Genomic DNA, 18571 nt, shown 5'->3' on the forward strand with positions numbered 1-18571 from the left:
GGAAGGAGCGGGCTAGGTTGAAAAATACTCTTCTTAAATGCCTTTCAGCTTTCTATAAAACGCATCGGCGTAAGTATCACTGATCGGAATTAGCTGCTCTCGGATGGTGATCCTGTTTTTCTCAATGTGGTCAATCTTGTCAATCGCCACCATGAAGGACCGATGCACGCGGGCGAAGTTCTGAGAAGGCAGCAACTCCTCTAATTTGGAAAAGCTGGTGAGGGTCATGATCTTTTCCTGGGCGGTATGCACCCGGAGGTAGTCCTTCATGCCCTCAATGAAAAGGATGTCGCGAGTAGCGATTTTCTGGATACGGTGGCCCACCTTCAGGAAAATATACTCCTGCTCGTTCCTAGGCTCAGCAGCTACTTCTTTCTGATCAGGTACTTGCCTGGTGCCGTGTTCCTGGTACAAACGCAGCACGCCTTTGTAGAAGCGTTCGAAAGGAAAAGGCTTCACCAGGTAATCTTTCACCTCCAAGTCAAATGCTTTGAGCGCATACTGGTCATAAGCGGTCGTGAGGATGATCATGGGTTTAGGGTTCAGCATGGGAATGAAGCTGAGCCCGTCCAGGTCCGGCATGTTGATGTCCAGGAAGAGCAGGTCGGGTTTGTCTTTCTGTAGGTTTTCTGCCGCCTCCAACGGACTCATGAAGGTGCCTTTCAGCTCCAGGAAAGGTACCTTGGCTACGTATTCTTCCAGAATCTCCTGGGCCAGAGGCTCGTCATCAATGATGTAACAGGTGAGTTTCTCTTTCATGGACGTGCGCGTGGGTACCGTTGATTTCCAGACTAATGGTAAATGTTTCACCGGAGTTGTCAATTTCAAGGCGGTGCCGATTTGGGTAGAGTAAAGCTAGTCGCTTCTTGACATTCGGCAGCCCTATGCCACCTGGTTCTTCCAGGGTATTCTGCGGATTAGTGCCAACGGGGTTCTGAATCTGAAAGGCAAGGGAATGGGCCTTGGCTTCCACTTTCACCTTTATGTCACCGGGTTCCAAGCGGGCGGGGCTGTGTTTGTAGGCGTTTTCCAGCAAATGGACGAACAGCAGCGGGGCAATCTGGCAGGCATCAGGGTTACCTGTCACTTCCAACTCCACCACGGGTGACTTCCTGTAACGGAGCTGTTGTAAGTTGATGTAGTCTTCCAGGTAGTTTATCTCCCGCGTCAGTGGCACGGTGGGCGCGTTCGATTCATAGATCATGTAGCGCATGAGCGAGGCCAGCTGCATCACGGCCTCCGGGGCGGCCGGTGCCTGTTTGTACACCAGCGTGTGGATGTTGTTTAAGGTGTTGAACAGAAAGTGCGGGTTGATCTGTGATTTCAGGTAGTGCAGTTCGGTCTCTACCGCCTGTTTCTCCAGCTGCTCTTTTTTAATGGTATTCAATACCAGATTCTCCGTCACCCTGGCCAGCCAGCTGAGGAATAAGAAGATGGGTACTAAAATAAACACCGTGATGGAATAGTACCCAAAGAAAAAGTCCCAGGTATCTGTGTTTTTAGGATGGAAAAAAACAAAAGGTATTGGTCCCGTCAAGACAATGCCGGTCAGCCTCAGAAAATACGCCTTTTTCTGATTTTTTCCTAAATACCTGGTGAGTAGGAAGAAGTGGCTGTAGAAAACATGCAAAGCGGTCAGGATGAATCCAACGGTAAAGGGAACCCAGTGCCGGTGGTCATCTGTGTATAACTGCAGGCTCACCAAACCGGTGAACAGCACCCACACGATGACGTGAATCTGCCGGAAGATCTTTTTGACTTTCTGCATAGAACAAAGATACCGTTTCCTTCCCGCTCCAGCATCTCAACTCGACCAGTCCCCACTCTCCCTCTACGAAACCGAAAGCGCAGCCTACCAGCGCACTCACGGATGAAATACCGCCCCTCGTCGATTGCTTTATAGCGACGGCATATCGGTTTTTGAGCCCAATCAGAAAGACTATTCTTTTACTGAAAAGAGGAGGGGAGAGAAGAAATACGTCCTCTCTTTCCTCGCTCACTTAAACGGATCCTAGCAAGTTTCTTGAAGCGAGTGTACGTCTGTTTTCGGGCCACTTTCTCAAAAGCAGGCTTAAAACGGATGTGAAAGAATCAACCTAATCTCTGGTAAAGGTCAACGGCACAAGCATGAAAAACATGGAAAACCACAACGAGAGCCTGCTGATAAGAAAAGTCTCTAAAACCTATGCCAACGGCGTGCAGGCATTGCATAACATTTCACTGACGATTCCGCCAGGGATGTACGGCTTGCTGGGTCCCAACGGGGCGGGAAAATCTACGCTCATGCGCACCCTGGCCACGCTACAGGAGCCGGACCAAGGGCAGATCTTTTTGGGGGAGCTGGATGTGGTGAACCAGAAAGAGGAGGTGCGCCAAACCCTCGGCTACCTGCCGCAGGAATTCGGGGTGTACCCAAAGGCCTCTGCCGAAGAATTGCTGGACTACTTTGCGGTGCTCAAAGGCCTCACCAATCGCGCGGCACGGAAAGAAGCAACCGAAACCTTGCTCCGGCAAACGAACCTCTGGGACAAGCGCAAGCAAAAACTAGGCGGCTACTCGGGCGGTATGCGGCAGCGCTTTGGCGTAGCAGTGGCGCTGCTGGGCAGCCCCAAATTGTTGATTGTGGACGAACCCACGGCCGGACTGGACCCCGCCGAGCGCGTGCGTTTCCTGAACCTTTTGAGCGAACTAGGGGAAAACAGTGTGGTGATTCTCTCCACTCACATTGTAGAAGACGTGTCTGAACTGTGTACCAACTTGGCCATCATCCACCAAGGGAGAATTCTGCTGGAAGCGCAGACCCAGCAGGCCGTAGCGGCCTTGCAAGGTAAGGTATGGCGAACGTTCCTGGAGAAGAACAAGCTGCCCGAAGTCCAGCGGGAGCACCAGGTCATTTCTGCCAAGCTCCTGGGTGGGCGCACCCTGGTACACATCTATAGCCAGATGGATCCCGGAAGTAGTTTTGAGCGAGTGGAGCCCGACCTGGAGGATGTGTATTTCAGCACCATGACGGGCTTCTACGGCCAAACCAATCCGCAGCAAATAAAGGAGGAGGTGCAGCGATGAAGTTCCGGAAGATTTTCCAGTTGGAGCTCACCTACCAGCTTCGCCAGGTCTCTACGTGGCTGTACTTTACAGTCGTCTTCGTGCTTGCTTTCCTCTTTATTACCGCCAACTACGCGCATGATGCGCGGGAAGGGTATGTCCTGCTCAATGCGCCCATCATTATTGCGGCGGTTACGGTGTTATGCTGCGTTTTCTGGCTGTTGATGGGCGGCGCGGTAGCGGGTGACGCGGCCGCCAGGGATGTGCAGACGCGCATGTTCTCCCTCACCTACATCTTGCCAGCCAGCAAAGCAGACTACCTGGGAGGACGATTTCTGGCGGCCTTATTGCTCAATGTGCTCATTCTGTTTGCCATCCCGGTGAGTATCCTGCTGACCATGTATTGCACTGGGGTAGAACCTGAGATTTTGGGGCCGTTCAGGGCTACGTCTTACCTCAGTTCCTATTTCTTTCTGGTGTTACCCAACGCGTTTATCTCCACGGCCATCCAATTCTCCATGGCGGCGCTTTCCCGCAAAGCCATAGCCAGCTATCTGGGCGGCGTCCTCCTTTTTGTGGCGGCTTACTTGCTGGGGCAGGTGCTGGATGCTACCATGCGGCAATGGGGTTTGGGAACCTTGGTAGACCCCATGGGTTTTACGCCCGTCATGAGCCATCTAAGCAGTGAGTGGAGTCCTATAGAAATGAATACGCGCCTGCTTCAACTGGAGGGGTTGTTTCTGGTAAACCGGGTGGTATGGTTGGGCATCGCGGTGGGCATGCTGGCACTGACGTATTTCCGTTTTAGCTTCATTTTACCGGAAACAGGCCCAAAACGGAAACAGCCGAAAAGTCTGCAAAGCAGGGTAGCCGAGGTAGCTTGGTTGAAGTGGGAGACCACGGAACCATTACCGCGGGTGCGGGGAACCTTTCGTTTCGCCACCCATCTGCACCAGGTAAAGCTCATCACCCTAAACTCCTTCTGGGCGCTGGCAAAAAAACTAACCGGGCTTCCGCTGTTGTTTCTCATTGCCGTAGTAGTGAGCTTGGCGATGCCAGGAAATCTAAAAGCCAAAGGGGTTCCCATGCTGCCCAGAACCGACTTTGTCTTACAAATTCTAGCTGCTCCCTTCACCCAGCCCGGCAAGTTCTGGATCATCCTTTTCCTGCTCGTTATTTTCTACGCCGGGGAGTTGGTCTGGCGCGAACGGGAAAGCGGCCTGAGTGAGCTCTCTAACCCCGCCCCGGTGCCGGAATGGGTACTTTTTCTGAGCAAGTTTCTGGCGCTGGGTCTCCTGCTTTTTAGCGGCTTGGCATTTCTGCTGATTTCCGGAATACTGGCCCAAATGGCCATCGGCGGAGCCGAGGTGGAGCTCGGGCTATACCTGAAAGCGCTCTTCGGTTTTCAGTTGGTAGAATGTCTGCTCTTCGCGTTGCTTGCGCTGGTGGTGCACGTGGTGGTCAACCAAAAATACCTGGGGCATCTGGTGGTACTGCTGGTTTTCGGGTGCCTCATGTTTGCTCCAAAACTGGGGATAGAGCACCAGCTCCTTATCTTCGGGGGTAGCCCGAAGTGGACGTACACTTCCATGGGTGGTTTTGCCAATTCTGTGGCCCCGTGGCTCTGGTTCAAGGCCTACTGGGTGGCGTGGGCGCTGCTGCTGGCGGTGGCAGCAAGGCTGCTTTGGGTGCGCGGCCGCGAAGTCAGTTTGAAAGCACGGCTTCAATTGGCTCGTCATCGCTTGACGCGGGCTACGGCGTTGACAATGGCCGTAGCGGTGGGCGGCATTCTCCTGTTGGGCGGCTTTGTCTTCTATAACACCAACGTGCTGCATGACTATGTAAACTCTTCCGCCTCAGCGGCGCAGCGGGCTGAATATGAGCATCGTTATAAACAATACCAGAACGTGCCTCAGCCTAAGTTGACAGACGTAAACCTGCAGGTGGAAATATATCCTTCCCAGCGGAAAGTTGCTATCCAAGGCTCTTACCTGCTGGTGAATAAGGGTCAGGTACCCATTGATTCAATTCAGTTGGCACCCGGGTCAGGCGTTGAAACAACCTCGGTGAAGTTTGGCCAGCCAGCGAAGGAAGTGCTCCTGGACGAAGAACTTGGCTTCCGTATTTACGCGCTGGCAAACCCCCTTCCCCCCGGCGACTCCCTAAATCTACGTTTTCAGGTAAACTATAAAGCGCAGGGCTTTGCCAACAGCGGAGCCGATGCGGAGGTAACGGAGAACCATACCTACTTCCGGAATCTGGAGTGGCTTCCCGTCATTGGGTACCAGCAGTACCGGGAGTTGGATGAGGCATCCGCCCGAAAAGCCTTTGGCCTGGCACCTCGGCCCGCCACCGCCTTGCTCTACAACGTGGCCGCGCGCCGGTACGCTCCGTTTCCTGAGCAAATCCACTTTGAGGCTGTGGTGGGGACAAATGCCAACCAACAGGTAGTAGCCCCGGGCAGCTTGCGCCGGACCTGGGCTAAAGACGGCCGCCGCTACTTCCATTACGCCTCAGATGCGCCCATCCGGAATGAATTTGCCTTTTTCTCAGGAAACTACGCGGTGCAGGAAAGGAAGTGGCGAAACGCATCGGCTGGTCAGAGTCAGGAGGTAACTATCCAGATTTTCTATCCGCCGGGGTTAACGATGAACCCGGAGCGGATGCTCCGGAGCGCAGCCGCTTCGCTAGACTATTACACAAAGCAGTTCGGGCCCTACCCGCACCGTCAGCTCCGCTTTGTGGCTCATGCCGGGTACGGCTTCGGGCACCACGCCGCACCCATCAACATAACGGCGGAGGAGGGCTTTTTCCTGATGAACCTGAAGGCGGATGAGCGGGGATTTGACTTGGTGACGGCGGTGGTGGCGCATGAGGTAGCCCACCAGTGGTGGGGAAATCAGTTAAAACAAGCCTACGTAGAGGGAGCCGGCCTGATTACCGAAAGCCTGGCCTGGTACTCGGCCATGGGCATGCTGGAGTCAACCTATGGGCCTGCGCACCTGAAAAAGCTGTTAAGTTTTTTGAGGGAGGAGTACGAGAATCCGCAAACCAAAGCCGCCTTACCGCTGCTGCAAGCCGACGACTGGTACCAGAACTACCGCAAAGGCCCTATGGTACTATATGCGATGAGTAAGTACATCGGGAAAGACAAGGTAAACGGGGCGTTACGTCGTTTGCTCCAAAAGCATCCTCCGGGCAAACTTCCATTCGCCACTTCGCTGGATCTTTACGGGGAGCTTGAGGCGGCCACTCCAGACTCGCTCCAGTACCTGCTCCACGACCTTTTCAAGGCCAACACGTTCTGGGACCTTAAGGCGAAACAAGCTGCCGTGAAGCCGACCAAAGAGGGGGCCTGGCAAGTAACGTTCAAGGTTGAGGCCCTCAAAACGGTAGTAAGTGAAATAGGTGTGGAGAAGGAGGTTCCTCTGAAGGATTGGGTGGAGGTTGGGATTTTCGCTCCTGCCAAAGCGGGGGAGGAGCAGGGCAAGCCGCTTTACCTACAGAAGCACCTTATCCATTCAAAACAGCAGACCATCACGGTCACAGTGCCCAGCAAGCCCGCTCAGGTAGGCATAGACCCAAATCATCTGCTGATTGACTGGAACATGAAAGATAATCTGGCAGAGGTGAAGAAGTGAAGCAGGGAAAAGGCACAGCTGCTCAGTTGTGCCTTTTCCCTGCGATGGTTTTTGATGTAGCCCAGTGGCCGCAAGTTTCCCGCTGGTTCAAAGCGATCGTATTTCTGTTTCTCTGGAGAATTATCTCCCGGTTTCCCGGTCTTTGATCACGAGATACCTAATCCAGAGGAAATCATCATAGATGCGCTCCACGGACTTGATCTTGAACTGCGTAGCTTTACGGTTTTCGTAGCCTTCCTCGGCTTCAAACACGGTGGGCGCACCAATGGTACCGTCGGCTACCGGGGCCAGCACCAGGCTGAACTCGTCTATCAGGCCGGCTTTCAGGAAAGAGCCGTTCACGTGGCCGCCTCCGTCTATGCGGACTGTCTTCATCCCGAACAAGTGGTACAATTTTCTGAGCACCAGGTCAAGGTCCAGTTCCTCTTTGCCTCCGAAGATATACGACACGTTCTTGCTTCTGAGGTGCGCCAGGTAGGCAGAAGAAACCTGTTCGGTGAGGACTTCGATCACGTGCTCCGTAGAGACCATGTTGGTGTCCCAGAAGCATTTCCCCGAGGGGTCAATCACCACCGCATAGGTTTTGGCGTCTTGTTCTGCCACGAAGTCTTCTTTAGGGATGTTGTCAGCTCCCGCCTCCAGGGAATAGGTTTCTTTGCTCGAAAACTCCTGCATGGTCACCCGGCCCACTAACCAGGCATCGGCTTCAATTTTTTCGGCGGTTTCTTCAAAGTATTTGTGATGGTTTTTAAATCCCCAGATATTCTGTTTGATGCGGCCATCTACCGATCCCAACATGTGGCAAATGACATAGGGCTTGTTTGTATCTAACATGAATGTTTTCTCTTTATTGATGTAACCCGAAGGGGTGCAAGACTCTTTAGAAAAGATCAATAGCTCCATTACGTGTGCCAGAAGCAAGTGGCTAAAATACCCCATTTCTTCTGGCCTCATCGGTCTTGGGAGTGAACGGCAAGGAAGGCCAGCTAATGCTTTCCTGTTATTCACACACATCCTTTCAGGAGGACATGGAATTCAATAGAAGCTGTTTAGGAATTCAGCAGAAGGGACAAGCCCGCCGCTTTTGCTGGTGTTCTCACCCATCCTCCAGTTGGATGCACTTTTCCGCGTGCTGGTGAAAACATGCAGCACGAGCGATGGCAGTCCACGTTGGCTTTAGGAAATTAGGTGCGTGCCAAGAAGTTGTGGTGGTAAATTCTTGTGCAGGATTACGCTTGTGAGCGAAGGATTTGCACCGTTTTTTCGTCTGGTTTGCCGTGGAAGAACTTCTCCAACACTTCTTTGAAAACCGGCGGAGCCGCTGGTAAAGCGGAGAACAAGGTCATGGAAGATTTGAGTTTCAGATCATCGGGGCTCCCGAAGATGCGGTGGGCGTCTTTTCCTTCCAGTTTCAGAAGAACCTCGCATATCTCCACCAGCCGACTGCCTAACACAGGGTGCTGCAAATACGCCTCGGCTTCGGGTAGGTCTTTGATGCCGTAGAATCTGGACGTTTCGCTAAAGCCCAGCCCCTGCATCTGCGGGAAGATATACCACATCCAGTGGCTTTGTTTTCTTCCCCTCCTGATCTCAGCCAGCGCCACCTCATAGTCTCTTTCCTGCGCGCTCAGGAATCTTTGCAAGCCGTTTTCTTTCATGTACTGGAGTAGTTGATTTTGGCGTCTTTAGAAAATGGACTGAATTGTCAATGCTTTTTGTGTTGTATTTCCTTGCCGTGTTTCCCTAGTTCATCCAAGGCAGCCCGGAAGCCCTTAGCCAGGGTGGCAGCTGGTCCTTGGCCGAAGTAGTGCAGGAAGATCATGCGAGGGTCGTCCCCTAGCATATGATGGTGCAGGGCTACCACCTCCAAACTATTTTTTCTTAGAGCGGCGATCACAGGATTTACCTCCGGTTCAAGCATAGCGATATCTCCCGCAATGTAGGCCTTCTCCTTTTTGCCGGCGAAAGAGGCCCAGGAGTTCAGCCCAATGGATGCGGTCATCTCCGTTCCCATGGCCATCACCGTAAGGTCATCTCGCCCGATGGTGTACTTATAAGTGGGGCCGTTGACGGTCCCCGTATACTTCACGATGGCATCCAAAGCAGGTAAGTCAAAGTTCTCCTTACCAGTTGGGGCGGCAGAGGTCCCGGGTGAGGTGTTGCCGCTCTGAGCTGTGGGGTTGGGGCCGGGAGTAGTGGGTTGATTGGCTGGGGAGATCTTGCTTTGCCGGATGGTGGCTGCAAACTTCCTGGCCAACTCCTCTGGGGTACCCATACCATGCAGGTGCATGTAGAAGATGCGGGGTTCTTCATAGAAGAAGTGATTGTGAATGGCCCCGATCTCCAGGCCATTTGCTTGTGCAGCAGAGATGAGCGGGTTGACTTCCTCCTGTAGCAATACTGTGTCGCTCATAAGCATGGCTGTTTTGCCGTCAATGGTCTTTTTGATGGACATCCAGCCGCCGAAACCAAAGGCTATAGGAACAGATTCTCCCTTTACCTTCACTTTGAGATCATTTCGGGGAAGAGGAGTTGTGTGGGTAAACTCAGCTTCTTTGTAGGTGCCTTTCTTGCCCATAGCCGCTTCTATAGCCTTTATCTCGGCTGGGGTAAGCGGTGGCGTCTTGCCCTTCTCTGCTGCGGCTTCCAGCTTCGGTAATCCAAACAAAGAAGCAGCTCCCACTAGAGCCGTGGCTCTTAGTGCCTGCCTTCGGTTTATAGTGTATTTCATGGCATGAAGAATGGTTAACCAGAATAAATCCCTTACATGATCAGCAAATTGGCAACTTGGCCAAGGCACCAATCCCTATTTCTATCAAGGTAATCTAAACCTATAAACGGTGCTTCTTCAGGAAAGATAAGGTGTTCACCTTTACCAATGAGGTTACTGATGAGCTTGCGGTGGTGGTACTCAGGAAGTTTATAGACAACATCAAGAAGAGGAGCAAAAACTTTCAATACCTATGGGTGGCAGAAAGGCAAGCGGAGAACAAGACCTTCTCAGGCAACATCCACTTTCACATGGTCACCAACAAGTACTGGGATATTCAAAAGACTTGGGGCTATTGGCTGGAAGTCCAGAAGAAGAGCGGAATCTTGCCAAGGGAGGAGAGCTTTAAGGCTTCTTCTGCTTTTGATGTGAAGAAGATAAATACCAGTAATCCTAAACAGGTAGGAGTCTATCTGACTAAGTATGTTACCAAGAACAAGGCAGCGTTCAAATGCCAAGTGTGGAACTGCTCAAAGTCTATCTCTGCTCTCTATACTGACTTCTATACAAAATTTGGTTTCTTAGATGCGAAGGCTCAAAGGAGAGGAGATTAAGGAAGTGCTATTAGAGTATTGTACACTTCACCTAATACCCTTAGACAAAACTACAATGCAGTTTTATGACCGGCTAGAAATTAAAAACAGGAACACTTTAAAAACAATCAATTAAGAATATGAGAGATAATACAAAACGTAGATGGGAGAGCTTAGAATAAGATACATTTAGAGTTGAGCCCTTCATAAATTATGGTGAAAATGAAGAATATGACTTGACTAAATGTTCTAGATGCGGTGGAGACAGAGGGGAGTTGGGCTTTGATGAATTAAATGAGAATGAAAAGTCTGTTTGGGAGAGAATCGGAATAGCTGATACGATAGATTGTTTCCTACATTGTTACTCATGTAATGAACTTTCTGCGGTTATTGATTTGTAGGAGGAAAAATGATAAGCAAGAAGCCAAGAAATTTTTCTTGGCTTCTTGCTTATCATTTTTTACATAATCTGATAACTTTAGCAGATGGTAAGATATCTCTGATTAAGAACTTTAGGTTGGTATTCAAATAAATTAATTAAAATAAGCTAAATATTAATGGGAGGCGTTGCAGGTTTTACTCTAGATAAGAATAAGGATTTAGTCGGTTTAAAAGAATTTCTAAATGAATGGTTATTAAAAAGAAACTTAGATGCCAAGTATGGCAGTATTAAATCTTCTTTAGATTCGGAGTTTGTTACACCTTATACAGACGATCATAATAAGAGATTTCCTTTATATTACGAAAATACTCAATATATAGAATGGTTAGAAGGTGTATATTCTAAGCTAGCATTAGAAAGGTCAAGCGACCAAGGTGTTTTTTATTGGTTTAAACCCTATGATAGAGCATTAGAAATACTAAAAGAAGAAAAGTTGCATTTATTATCATTAGATAAACAAGACTTGAACGATCATGCAGAAGCACTAGAATTTACACAGAGGTATGAATTTTTCCCGTATTCCCAATACTATCATCATTCATCTTATGGAAAAGAAAATTTTCCTCATATAGCATGTTTTACCAAAAATTTCAGAAGTCAAAAGTTTTGGGATGATTACGCAAACAATGAGACAGGTGTAGCGTTTGGAATCAGGATTATTTTTAAGGATGCCGGGGTTTTCGGAGGTTTGAAACCATGTATGCTAAGAGATGTCTTTTATGATACTGGATATGATTTTAATTTTTCTCAATGAATTACGATACTTGACGTTAAAAAAATTTAATGTAATTATTTCTACAGTCCCTGAAAAGTTAAGGTGGATTCATTATCACTATAAGCGAGACAAGTATAGGTGGGAAAATGAAACTAGATTAAGTTTCAACGTGATGGAATATCTAAGTCTTTCTTCTGTTGATAAAATTAGATATGACGAAAGATTAGTTCTTGATGGAATTGAATCAAAACTTAGAGATGAGGCTTACCCAAAGTTTCTAACCAAAATTCCTTTTAATAATCCTTATTTTGAGATTCAATTAAATGAAATTATCTGCGGTAAGAATTTTGGTGATGCTCAAATGGAGGAGTTAAAAGAAATCACTCAAAATAAAATACTGGTATGGAGAAGATAATATAGCGTTCCCCTAAACGTCCCCTGAAAACAAGAAAGCCTTGCAAATCGTTGATTTACAAGGCTTTCTATGTGTTCTGAGTACCCAGAGCCGGAGTCGAACCGGCACATCCGTGAAGATATTGGTGTTTGAGACCAACGCGTCTACCGATTCCGCCATCTGGGCATTTACTTTCCGGTAGATTCTGAAAAACGAGGCGTGAAACGCTTTATCTGTCAGAAGAGGATGCAAACTTATTCAATGATTCCTTTATACGCAAGAGGTAGCGCTGCTTTAGGTAGTAATTTTTTACCTGTTTCAGGGCTTCTGCCTGAGCGTCAGGTGGTAAATTTTCATAGGATTCCAGCACCGGCCAGATAGAAGCCTTCAGGAAACCCTCTATTTCGGCGGTTTGGTCTGAGACAATCTTGAACTGCACCGAGTCATAGTCCATCTCCAGCTCCATCAACTGCTCGTTCAGCTCCATCACCTCCATCAGGAAATCCTGGGGAAGGTCGTTCTGCCCGCCTTCCTCCAACAGGCCGTGCTGCTCCAGAATGTACTGCATGCGGCGGTCAAAGTTGGAGAGCGTGCGGTAAGCGTTGGTGTTGAGCGTAGACTTCTCCAGAATCTCCTGCTGCTTTTCCTGCGGTTCCAGGGTGTAGAAATCGGGGTGGAACTCCCGGCTCAGGGCGTAGTATTTGGTTTGGATCGCCTTCTCATCGGGGAGAAAGCTTTCGGGGAGGTCGTAGAATTGGAAGTAGTTCATGCGCTACCGGGGGTTAAGTTCGGGGATACTCTTGTAGGGCGACGGGGCCGTTTCGGGTAAAATTACTCCTTTCCCGTTTATTTGTTCTGTTTTGGGTCTATTCCTGTGAAAACAGGTCTAAAACAGAAGAACGCTGGAACTAGCCCTTCACTTGTGAGAAACCAATCTGCTTATAGGCTTACACAAAAGAAAACGGCCGGGGAGTGCCGGGCCGTTTTCTTTTCTAAGGTGGAATAGCTTTTCGTTTCCGCTAAAGAAACACGACCGCGTTATTTCTGCAGGAGCGTGGCGGCCTCTGTATTGCCTTGCTGCTGGGCCAGCGCCAGCGCTGTGAAACCGCGTTGGTCTTTGAGGGAGGCATCAGCCCCGCGGGAAAGCAGCAGCTGCACCAGGTCATTCCTTCCGAACATGGTGGCAAACATCAGGGCGGTGCCGCCGTTTCCGTTCTGCAGGTTCAGGTTAGCTTTGTGCTCCAGCAACACCTTGGCAATGGCGAGGTGGCCCTTGAAGGCAGCGCCCATCAAGGCGGTATTACCAGTAAGGTCCTGGTGGTTCACGTTGGCACCGGCTTTTACTAAAGCGGTGGTCGCTTCCAGTTGCCCGTTGTACACGGCAAGAATCAACGGGGTGAAGCCTTTCGCATCGGTGACGTTTACATCGGCTTTTTGCTGGATCAACTGCTGGAGAACGGCTACATCGCCGGTTCTGGCCGCCGAAAGCAGGTCATTGGATTGGGCAAACAAAGCGGCCGGTAAAAAGAAGAAAGCGAGTTTCAGGAAAAGGGTTTTCATGGGTATTGGTTAATCAGTTCAGGGAAATAGGGTAGAGAGAAGGATATTTCTTTAAGGCGGTGAGGGACCGTTTGGGTGATGGTCGCGGGGTCTCCTGTTGCGTGACGAGTTGGTGCAGACAGGAAATCCAGGAGGCATCGTCGTTCAAGCTTTCCACCAGCTGCCAGTGGGTGCCCCCCAACTCCTCGAAAAGCTCCCGGTATTCCTCGCCCACCTCAATGGTGGTTTCCAGGCAATCGGCGATAAAAGAGGGCGCGAAGACGAGCACTTTCTTGAGGCCTGCCGCGGCCAAGCCCCGGAGGGTGTCATCGGTGTACGGTTGAATCCAGGGATCGCGGCCCAGCCTTGACTGGAAGCAGACGCTGTAGTCTTCCGGCGCGATGCCCAGTTCCAGGGCAATGGCGCGGCTGGTGGCGTAGCACTGGGCCCGGTAGCAGAACTGGTTTCCGGCGTGCAGCTCGTGCTGGCAGTTGGCTTCCTGGCAAGAAGAATACCGTTCGTGCTGGTGCAACTGCCGCTCGGGCAATCCGTGGTAGGTGAACACGAGGTGCTCGTAGTTCTCCCGATCCAGGTGTTTTTGGCCTATTTTGGCAAAAGCCCTTATAAAACGCGGCTCATGCCAGAACGGCCCGGCAAACCTGATCTCCGGGATAACGGTCCAGCTAGTCACGGTCTCCATCACTTTCTGGTGCACCGAGCCCGTGGTAGCCGAGGCGTACTGCGGATACAGCGGCACGATGACCAGTTTGGTGATGCCCATCGCTTGGAACTCGGCCAAGGCTTTCTCAATGGCCGGATTCTGGTAGCGCATGGCCAGTTTTACCACGTAGTTGGCACCCAGCGAAGCCTGCAGCAGAGACGTAACCCGGTAGCCATATACCTTGAGCGGCGACCCTTCCGGCGTCCAGAGCTGCTGGTACACCTTTGCAGATTTAGGTGCCCGAAACGGAGCGATGGCCAGGTTCACCAGCGGCCAGCGCTTCAGGAAGGGGAGGTCCATCACCCGCTCGTCCATCAGAAACTCACGGAGGTATTTGCACACATCCGCCACGGAAGGGCTGTCGGGCGTTCCTTGGTTCACTAACAGGACACCGGTTTTGGTGATCGGGCTCATGGCAAGAAGGTTTTAGGCAAGGTGGAATAAGGTCTGTAAGGAGGCCAGCAGCACCTGACGGTCGGGGCCCTGGGTGTTCTTCAGGATACCGGCGGGCCTGCGGAGCAACTGGTTCAAGGAGGTGCTCACCGTTGCGGCGGAAGAGGCCGGGGCAGAGCCGTTCGTGCGGTTCTGCACTTCGGTTTCCACCACCTGGGCCAACAGGCGTTTCAGTTCCTGCAAGGTGTGGGCCACGGGCAAATCCTGTAGCCAGGCGGCAAACTCTTGCACGTCTTCCTGGATGATGCGCTGCACGTCAGCAATGGAGATTTCGCGCATTTTTTGCACCGCCTGGGTTCTGCTGGTAATGTCATCCATGTTCACCAGCGAGATGCCCGGCACCAGTTCCGCTTCGGCGGGAAGGCTGAGCGGCACGGCCAAATCCAGCAGCACCCGCTTTTTCTGGGGCAGGTGCTGTAGCGTAGGCAGAGAAACAACTTTGCCGCCGCTCACGCAAGAGATGATCACCTCAAACCGGGCCAGCTCCGCCTCAAATGCTTCAAAGGGAAGCACCTGACCATTGACGGTGGCGGCCAAGGCCTCGGCTTTGTCCTGACTGCGGTTGGTGAGCGTGATATGGGTAAACCCGAAGGAAGCGGCATACTTGGCGACATCGGTTCCCAGCTGGCCGGTGCCAATGATGAGCAGGTTCTTCTGACTCAGGCTTAGGCGCGGGAAGAAATCAGTAACGCGTTCCAGGGCTGCGTAGCCCACCGAGGAAGCCCCGGCTCTGAAGGCCGTTTCATTGTGCACGCGCTTGTGCGTCTTGAACAGCGACTGAAAGGCGTGGTGCAGCAGGGGGCTGGTGGTCTTCAGGTCATTGGCTTGCTGGTAGCTTTCTTTGAGCTGGCCAATGATCTGCCGATCGCCCAGCACCTGGGAGCGTAAGCCTATGCCTACTTCCAGCAGGTATTGAAACGTTTCCTGGCTCTGGGTAAAATGCTGGAACAGGTGTTGGTAATCGGCTGGGTTATCAATGCCTTTGAATGCGAGCAGCTCTTCCAGTACTTGTTGGGTGGAGGTGCTTTCAGACTCAAAATAGACCTCGGTACGGTTGCAGGTCGTGACCAGCACCATCCCGGCCACCAACGCTTTCTCCTGCAAGGTTTGCAGGAAGGCAGTCGCCTCAAGAGAAGTAAACTGGAGCGCCTCTCTGTACTGGACAGCGGCCGTCTGGTGCGAAAGGGAAATAGCCTGCAGTGTATTCACGTGTGTTGCATCTTAGGTGAAAAGGGTGGAACAGGCCGGGCAGAAACCACCCGGCTTGTTCTGTATGGTAAAGTAGATTATTTGGAAGTAAGCGCCTGTACCTGGGTTTTGTCCAGTTTCAGGGCCTTGATGAGGCGCGTGCCGTAGTCAGCATCGGCTTGGTAGAAATAGCTCACCATTTTGTTCAGCACTTCTTTGCTTCTGATCTGGCTCATGTCGCCGGACAGGTTGCTGATGAGGTGCTCTTTCTCGGTTTTAGACAGGGAACGGTACAGGTCACCGGCTTGCTGGAAGTTGTTCTGCTTGCTGATGGCGCGCTGCATGGTCTCGGCGTCTATCTTCTGGGTAGAGTAGTTGAACTGGGCATTGTCTGTGAAAGACGGATTGGCCGTGCTGGGCTGGTAGTTCACGTCTGATGCCGTGGTGCGGTTGCTCAACACGCCGTTCTGGTTGTAGCTGTTCACCTCCACTTTAGGGGCGTTCACCGGAATGCGCTGGAAATTGCCGCCCAAACGGTAGCGCTGGGTATCAAAATACGAGAACACGCGGCCCTGCAACAGACGGTCTTCTGAGGGCTCAATGCCGGGTACCAGGGTGCCGGGCGCAAACGCGGCCTGCTCCACCGATTCAAAGAAATTGTCCGGTACTTTGTTCAGGGTCATCTTACCGATCTTCTTGCTGGGCGCGATGCTCTCCGGCCAGATCTTGGTAGGGTCCAGCGGGTTGAAGTCAAATTTGTCCAGATCCTCGGGTTTGATCATCTGCACGGACAGCTCCCAGACCGGGAAGTTGCCTTTGTTGATCTCGGCATATAGGTCCTGCGTGGCGTGGCTGTGGTTGGTAGCTTGCACCTGGGCAGCCTGCGCGGCAGATAAGGTTTTTACGCCTTGCTGCGAGGTCCACTTGTATTTCACGTAGGTCACTTCGCCTTTGGCGTTCACCCATTTGAAGGCATGTACCCCAAAACCATCCATCTGCCGGAAGTTGGCCGGAATACCCAAATCCTGGTACAGGTAGGTGAGCATGTTGGTGCTTTCGGGCTGGTTAGACAGGAAGTCAAACACGCGGTGGTTGTCCTGGCGATTATAGATAGGAGACGGTTTGAACGAGTGCACCATGTCTGGAAACTTGATGGCGTCCCGGATGAAGAACACCGGCAGGTTGTTGCCCACCAGGTCATAGTTGCCTTGGTCGGTGTAGAATTTCACGGCAAAACCGCGTGGGTCGCGCAGGGTTTCCGGAGAACCGGCTTCGTGCACCACGGTGGAGAAGCGCACAAACACCGGGGTTTTCTTGCCCGGCGTGTTGAACAGAGAAGCTTTGGTGAAGGCAGAGTTATCGGCGTAGTTCTCAAACTCCCCGAAGGCTCCGGCACCGCGGGCATGTACCACGCGCTCCGGAATCCGCTCGCGGTCAAAAGAGGCCAGTTTCTCAATCAGATGCACATCGTCCAGCAGCACCGGACCGTTCTCACCGGCCGTTCTGGAGTTCTGGTTGTTTCCTACCGGAGCGCCGGTATTGGTGGTAAGGGGTTTCTGCGCAAAAACCAGCTGGCCAGTTGCCAGGAAGGTTAATAAGAGTAATGATTTTTTAAGCATTTTGGGTTTAGTAAGTGGATCAATGGCCCAAAATTGCCGGATTACCCTTTATAGATCAAATTGATATAATCGATGTCTATATAGAGTGTGTTGATGATGATGGAAAGTAGACTGGTTTACAGCAGGTAAAGCAGGGGCGCGTAAATACAATAGAACTGTATTTTCGACAAAAAAGTAGAAGAGGGGCTGTTTTGCGAAAACAGGCTTAAAACGGAAATTAGGATAAATATTACAGGGAGAACGCCTGCTTACACCTGAGCGGGCTTAAAGGAAAAAGCCTGGGCAGGCTCCGCAAACAAGGCCTTAGTGGGTTTCCAGACACTGCCGAAGAGTTCTGATTTGCGGTAACGGTTCAGCGCATCATCTGAGTCCCAAAGGCTGTAGGTGCTGTACACGTGGGGTACATGGTAGTCCTGCAGCAATTCTACGCTTTGGCACCCGGGGAAAGTCCTGATCTTGTCCTGAGACGCTCTGAAGATATCCAGAAACGCCTCCACCTTCTCCTCCTGAAACGTCATCCGAACCACCCGAATTAACATGCCTGTCCTAGTCTGTATTGAATAAATTAACTGATTTCAATGCCGCATCCGCAGAGATTCCATTGCGTTTATGGCACCTTTTAATTAAAAGAGGGCGAAAACACTTTCCGGCAAGCTTTGCTTACTCAGCCGGTTCCTGCGAGAATTTCACTTCAACCGGAGAGTCAAAGTACATGCCCAGCAGCTCAGAGGCGTGCCCTTTGTTGATCCCGATGGTCAGGAAACCTTGCCGGTTGAACAGCGCCACGCAGTCTCCCTCGTTGGACTGGTTGTAGCGGCTACTGATCTTGTCCACTACCTCGCGGTGAAAATGGATGGAGAACCTGCGGCCGTGCCCGATGGCGTCCACGCTGTCTTGGGTAATGTCGGTGATGAGGTTGCCGTAGTGGTCTACGTGCACCACATGGCCGGTGATGGAATGGTCGTTGAGCCGGAGCTGGCGGTTGATGAGCTGAACCATGCCATCGGCTAGTTCCCCCACCTCGGCCATGGAAGCGCCCTGCGCCAGCGCCACCGCTGCCGGAACCATGATGTCACGGGCGGGCGAGGAGGAAGAGGGGAGTACCGGCAGGTCAATCAGTTGCTCAGGGTCGTTGTCGGTGAGCAGAGACAGCAGGCCGTTATCGGCGCAGATAAAATAATGACCGTGGTGGCGGGCCACCTGGTAGCGGCCGCTGCGGGTTCCGTGGGTGTCTACCGCAATCAGGTGGACTGTTCCCTGCGGAAAGTCCGGGTAAACGGCATTGATCACGTGGTAACCATGGGCAATGTTGAACGGCTCAATGTGGTGCGAGATGTCTACCATTACTTGCGCCGGGTTGATAGTCAGGATTTTAGCTTTTACGGCGGCCACGTAGTGATCGGTGGTTCCAAAGTCTGACAAGAAGGTGAGAATTCCCATGGGAACGGTTGGTCAAAAGAACTTAATTATTTCTAGTTTTGTCTTATAACAAATCTACTATATTTTCAGTA

The 18571-nt window shown here is 51.4% G+C and carries 17 protein-coding genes and 1 tRNA gene; 5 read left to right on the top strand and 13 right to left on the bottom strand.

Annotated elements, in window-relative coordinates; genetic code table 11:
• Positions 1–33 precede the first annotated feature (33 nt).
• Together H7U12_RS11415 and H7U12_RS11420 are read right to left on the bottom strand one after the other, a co-directional pair.
• Positions 34–759 carry a LytR/AlgR family response regulator transcription factor gene (locus H7U12_RS11415; RefSeq protein WP_186637708.1) on the bottom strand — a complete coding sequence of 242 codons (726 nt, stop codon included), beginning with the start codon at positions 757–759 and terminating at the stop codon, positions 34–36.
• Positions 728–1768 carry a sensor histidine kinase gene (locus H7U12_RS11420; RefSeq protein WP_186637710.1) on the bottom strand — a complete coding sequence of 347 codons (1041 nt, stop codon included), beginning with the start codon at positions 1766–1768 and terminating at the stop codon, positions 728–730. Before H7U12_RS11420 ends, H7U12_RS11415 begins: the two co-directional genes overlap by 32 nt.
• A gap of 368 nt (positions 1769–2136) precedes the next feature.
• Between H7U12_RS11420 and H7U12_RS11425 the strand changes: the two genes are divergently transcribed.
• Both H7U12_RS11425 and H7U12_RS11430 read left to right on the top strand, forming a co-directional pair.
• Positions 2137–3066, top strand: a complete 930-nt coding sequence (locus H7U12_RS11425; RefSeq protein ID WP_186637808.1) for an ABC transporter ATP-binding protein — start codon at positions 2137–2139, stop codon at positions 3064–3066.
• Positions 3063–6686, top strand: coding sequence for an ABC transporter permease/M1 family aminopeptidase (locus H7U12_RS11430; protein ID WP_186637712.1), 3624 nt, complete (start codon positions 3063–3065; stop codon positions 6684–6686). The genes H7U12_RS11425 and H7U12_RS11430 overlap by 4 nt, the downstream gene beginning before the upstream one ends.
• 120 nt (positions 6687–6806) lie before the next feature.
• Here H7U12_RS11430 and H7U12_RS11435 read toward each other — a convergent pair whose 3' ends face one another.
• From H7U12_RS11435 to H7U12_RS11445, 3 genes are all read right to left on the bottom strand, one after another.
• Positions 6807–7520, bottom strand: coding sequence for a RibD family protein (locus H7U12_RS11435; protein WP_186637714.1), 714 nt, complete (start codon positions 7518–7520; stop codon positions 6807–6809).
• Between the two features lie 395 nt (positions 7521–7915).
• Positions 7916–8344, bottom strand: coding sequence for a DUF1810 domain-containing protein (locus tag H7U12_RS11440; protein WP_186637717.1), 429 nt, complete (start codon positions 8342–8344; stop codon positions 7916–7918).
• A 47-nt stretch (positions 8345–8391) separates the two neighbouring features.
• The gene (locus tag H7U12_RS11445) at positions 8392–9417 is read right to left on the bottom strand and encodes a DUF1259 domain-containing protein (RefSeq protein WP_186637726.1); all 1026 of its coding nucleotides are present in this window, start codon (positions 9415–9417) and stop codon (positions 8392–8394) included.
• Positions 9418–9548: 131 nt separating this feature from the next.
• On the opposite strand from H7U12_RS11445, the gene H7U12_RS11450 reads away from it, so the two are divergent.
• The 3 genes from H7U12_RS11450 to H7U12_RS11460 all read left to right on the top strand — a co-directional run bounded on the left by H7U12_RS11450 (position 9549) and on the right by H7U12_RS11460 (position 11561).
• Positions 9549–10010 (top strand): rolling circle replication-associated protein, encoded by a 462-nt coding sequence (locus H7U12_RS11450; protein ID WP_186637729.1) that lies wholly within the window; start codon positions 9549–9551, stop codon positions 10008–10010.
• A 536-nt stretch (positions 10011–10546) separates the two neighbouring features.
• The gene (locus tag H7U12_RS11455; protein WP_186637731.1) at positions 10547–11185 is read left to right on the top strand and encodes a hypothetical protein; all 639 of its coding nucleotides are present in this window, start codon (positions 10547–10549) and stop codon (positions 11183–11185) included.
• A gap of 133 nt (positions 11186–11318) precedes the next feature.
• Complete coding sequence (locus H7U12_RS11460; RefSeq protein WP_206683919.1) at positions 11319–11561, top strand: hypothetical protein; 243 nt, start codon at positions 11319–11321, stop codon at positions 11559–11561.
• An 81-nt stretch (positions 11562–11642) separates the two neighbouring features.
• Here the strand turns inward: H7U12_RS11460 and H7U12_RS11465 are convergent.
• The 8 genes from H7U12_RS11465 to H7U12_RS11500 all read right to left on the bottom strand — a co-directional run bounded on the left by H7U12_RS11465 (position 11643) and on the right by H7U12_RS11500 (position 18500).
• Positions 11643–11726: transfer RNA gene (locus H7U12_RS11465), tRNA-Leu, on the bottom strand.
• A 43-nt stretch (positions 11727–11769) separates the two neighbouring features.
• Positions 11770–12309, bottom strand: coding sequence for an iron-sulfur cluster co-chaperone HscB C-terminal domain-containing protein (locus tag H7U12_RS11470; protein WP_186637737.1), 540 nt, complete (start codon positions 12307–12309; stop codon positions 11770–11772).
• A 269-nt stretch (positions 12310–12578) separates the two neighbouring features.
• On the bottom strand, positions 12579–13100 hold the full coding sequence (locus H7U12_RS11475) for an ankyrin repeat domain-containing protein (protein WP_186637740.1): 522 nt from the start codon (positions 13098–13100) through the stop codon (positions 12579–12581).
• 13 nt (positions 13101–13113) lie between these two features.
• Positions 13114–14214, bottom strand: coding sequence for a ferrochelatase (gene hemH / locus H7U12_RS11480; RefSeq protein ID WP_186637743.1), 1101 nt, complete (start codon positions 14212–14214; stop codon positions 13114–13116).
• A gap of 12 nt (positions 14215–14226) precedes the next feature.
• On the bottom strand, positions 14227–15462 hold the full coding sequence (gene hemA, locus H7U12_RS11485) for a glutamyl-tRNA reductase (RefSeq protein WP_186637746.1): 1236 nt from the start codon (positions 15460–15462) through the stop codon (positions 14227–14229).
• 77 nt (positions 15463–15539) lie between these two features.
• Positions 15540–17060 carry a catalase gene (locus H7U12_RS11490; RefSeq protein ID WP_186637749.1) on the bottom strand — a complete coding sequence of 507 codons (1521 nt, stop codon included), beginning with the start codon at positions 17058–17060 and terminating at the stop codon, positions 15540–15542.
• Between the two features lie 248 nt (positions 17061–17308).
• Positions 17309–17599: a putative quinol monooxygenase gene (locus H7U12_RS11495; protein ID WP_186637752.1), complete on the bottom strand. Its 291-nt coding sequence runs from the start codon at positions 17597–17599 to the stop codon at positions 17309–17311.
• A 121-nt stretch (positions 17600–17720) separates the two neighbouring features.
• Positions 17721–18500: an SAM hydrolase/SAM-dependent halogenase family protein gene (locus H7U12_RS11500; RefSeq protein ID WP_186637755.1), complete on the bottom strand. Its 780-nt coding sequence runs from the start codon at positions 18498–18500 to the stop codon at positions 17721–17723.
• Between the last annotated feature and the right edge of the window lie 71 nt (positions 18501–18571).

The organism is Rufibacter sediminis (assembly GCF_014269285.1).
Classification (GTDB): domain Bacteria; phylum Bacteroidota; class Bacteroidia; order Cytophagales; family Hymenobacteraceae; genus Nibribacter; species Nibribacter sediminis.

Excerpts from the sequence above, each read along its gene's own strand:
- H7U12_RS11415 (WP_186637708.1), bottom strand. The coding sequence starts at position 759 with ATGAAAGAGAAACTCACCTGTTACATCATTGATGACGAGCCTCTGGCC.
- H7U12_RS11420 (WP_186637710.1), bottom strand. The coding sequence starts at position 1,768 with ATGCAGAAAGTCAAAAAGATCTTCCGGCAGATTCACGTCATCGTGTGG.
- H7U12_RS11425 (WP_186637808.1), top strand. The coding sequence starts at position 2,137 with ATGGAAAACCACAACGAGAGCCTGCTGATAAGAAAAGTCTCTAAAACC.
- H7U12_RS11430 (WP_186637712.1), top strand. The coding sequence starts at position 3,063 with ATGAAGTTCCGGAAGATTTTCCAGTTGGAGCTCACCTACCAGCTTCGC.
- H7U12_RS11435 (WP_186637714.1), bottom strand. The coding sequence starts at position 7,520 with ATGTTAGATACAAACAAGCCCTATGTCATTTGCCACATGTTGGGATCG.
- H7U12_RS11440 (WP_186637717.1), bottom strand. The coding sequence starts at position 8,344 with ATGAAAGAAAACGGCTTGCAAAGATTCCTGAGCGCGCAGGAAAGAGAC.
- H7U12_RS11445 (WP_186637726.1), bottom strand. The coding sequence starts at position 9,417 with ATGAAATACACTATAAACCGAAGGCAGGCACTAAGAGCCACGGCTCTA.
- H7U12_RS11455 (WP_186637731.1), top strand. The coding sequence starts at position 10,547 with ATGGGAGGCGTTGCAGGTTTTACTCTAGATAAGAATAAGGATTTAGTC.
- H7U12_RS11460 (WP_206683919.1), top strand. The coding sequence starts at position 11,319 with ATGGAATATCTAAGTCTTTCTTCTGTTGATAAAATTAGATATGACGAA.
- H7U12_RS11470 (WP_186637737.1), bottom strand. The coding sequence starts at position 12,309 with ATGAACTACTTCCAATTCTACGACCTCCCCGAAAGCTTTCTCCCCGAT.
- H7U12_RS11475 (WP_186637740.1), bottom strand. The coding sequence starts at position 13,100 with ATGAAAACCCTTTTCCTGAAACTCGCTTTCTTCTTTTTACCGGCCGCT.
- hemH (WP_186637743.1), bottom strand. The coding sequence starts at position 14,214 with ATGAGCCCGATCACCAAAACCGGTGTCCTGTTAGTGAACCAAGGAACG.
- H7U12_RS11490 (WP_186637749.1), bottom strand. The coding sequence starts at position 17,060 with ATGCTTAAAAAATCATTACTCTTATTAACCTTCCTGGCAACTGGCCAG.
- H7U12_RS11495 (WP_186637752.1), bottom strand. The coding sequence starts at position 17,599 with ATGTTAATTCGGGTGGTTCGGATGACGTTTCAGGAGGAGAAGGTGGAG.
- H7U12_RS11500 (WP_186637755.1), bottom strand. The coding sequence starts at position 18,500 with ATGGGAATTCTCACCTTCTTGTCAGACTTTGGAACCACCGATCACTAC.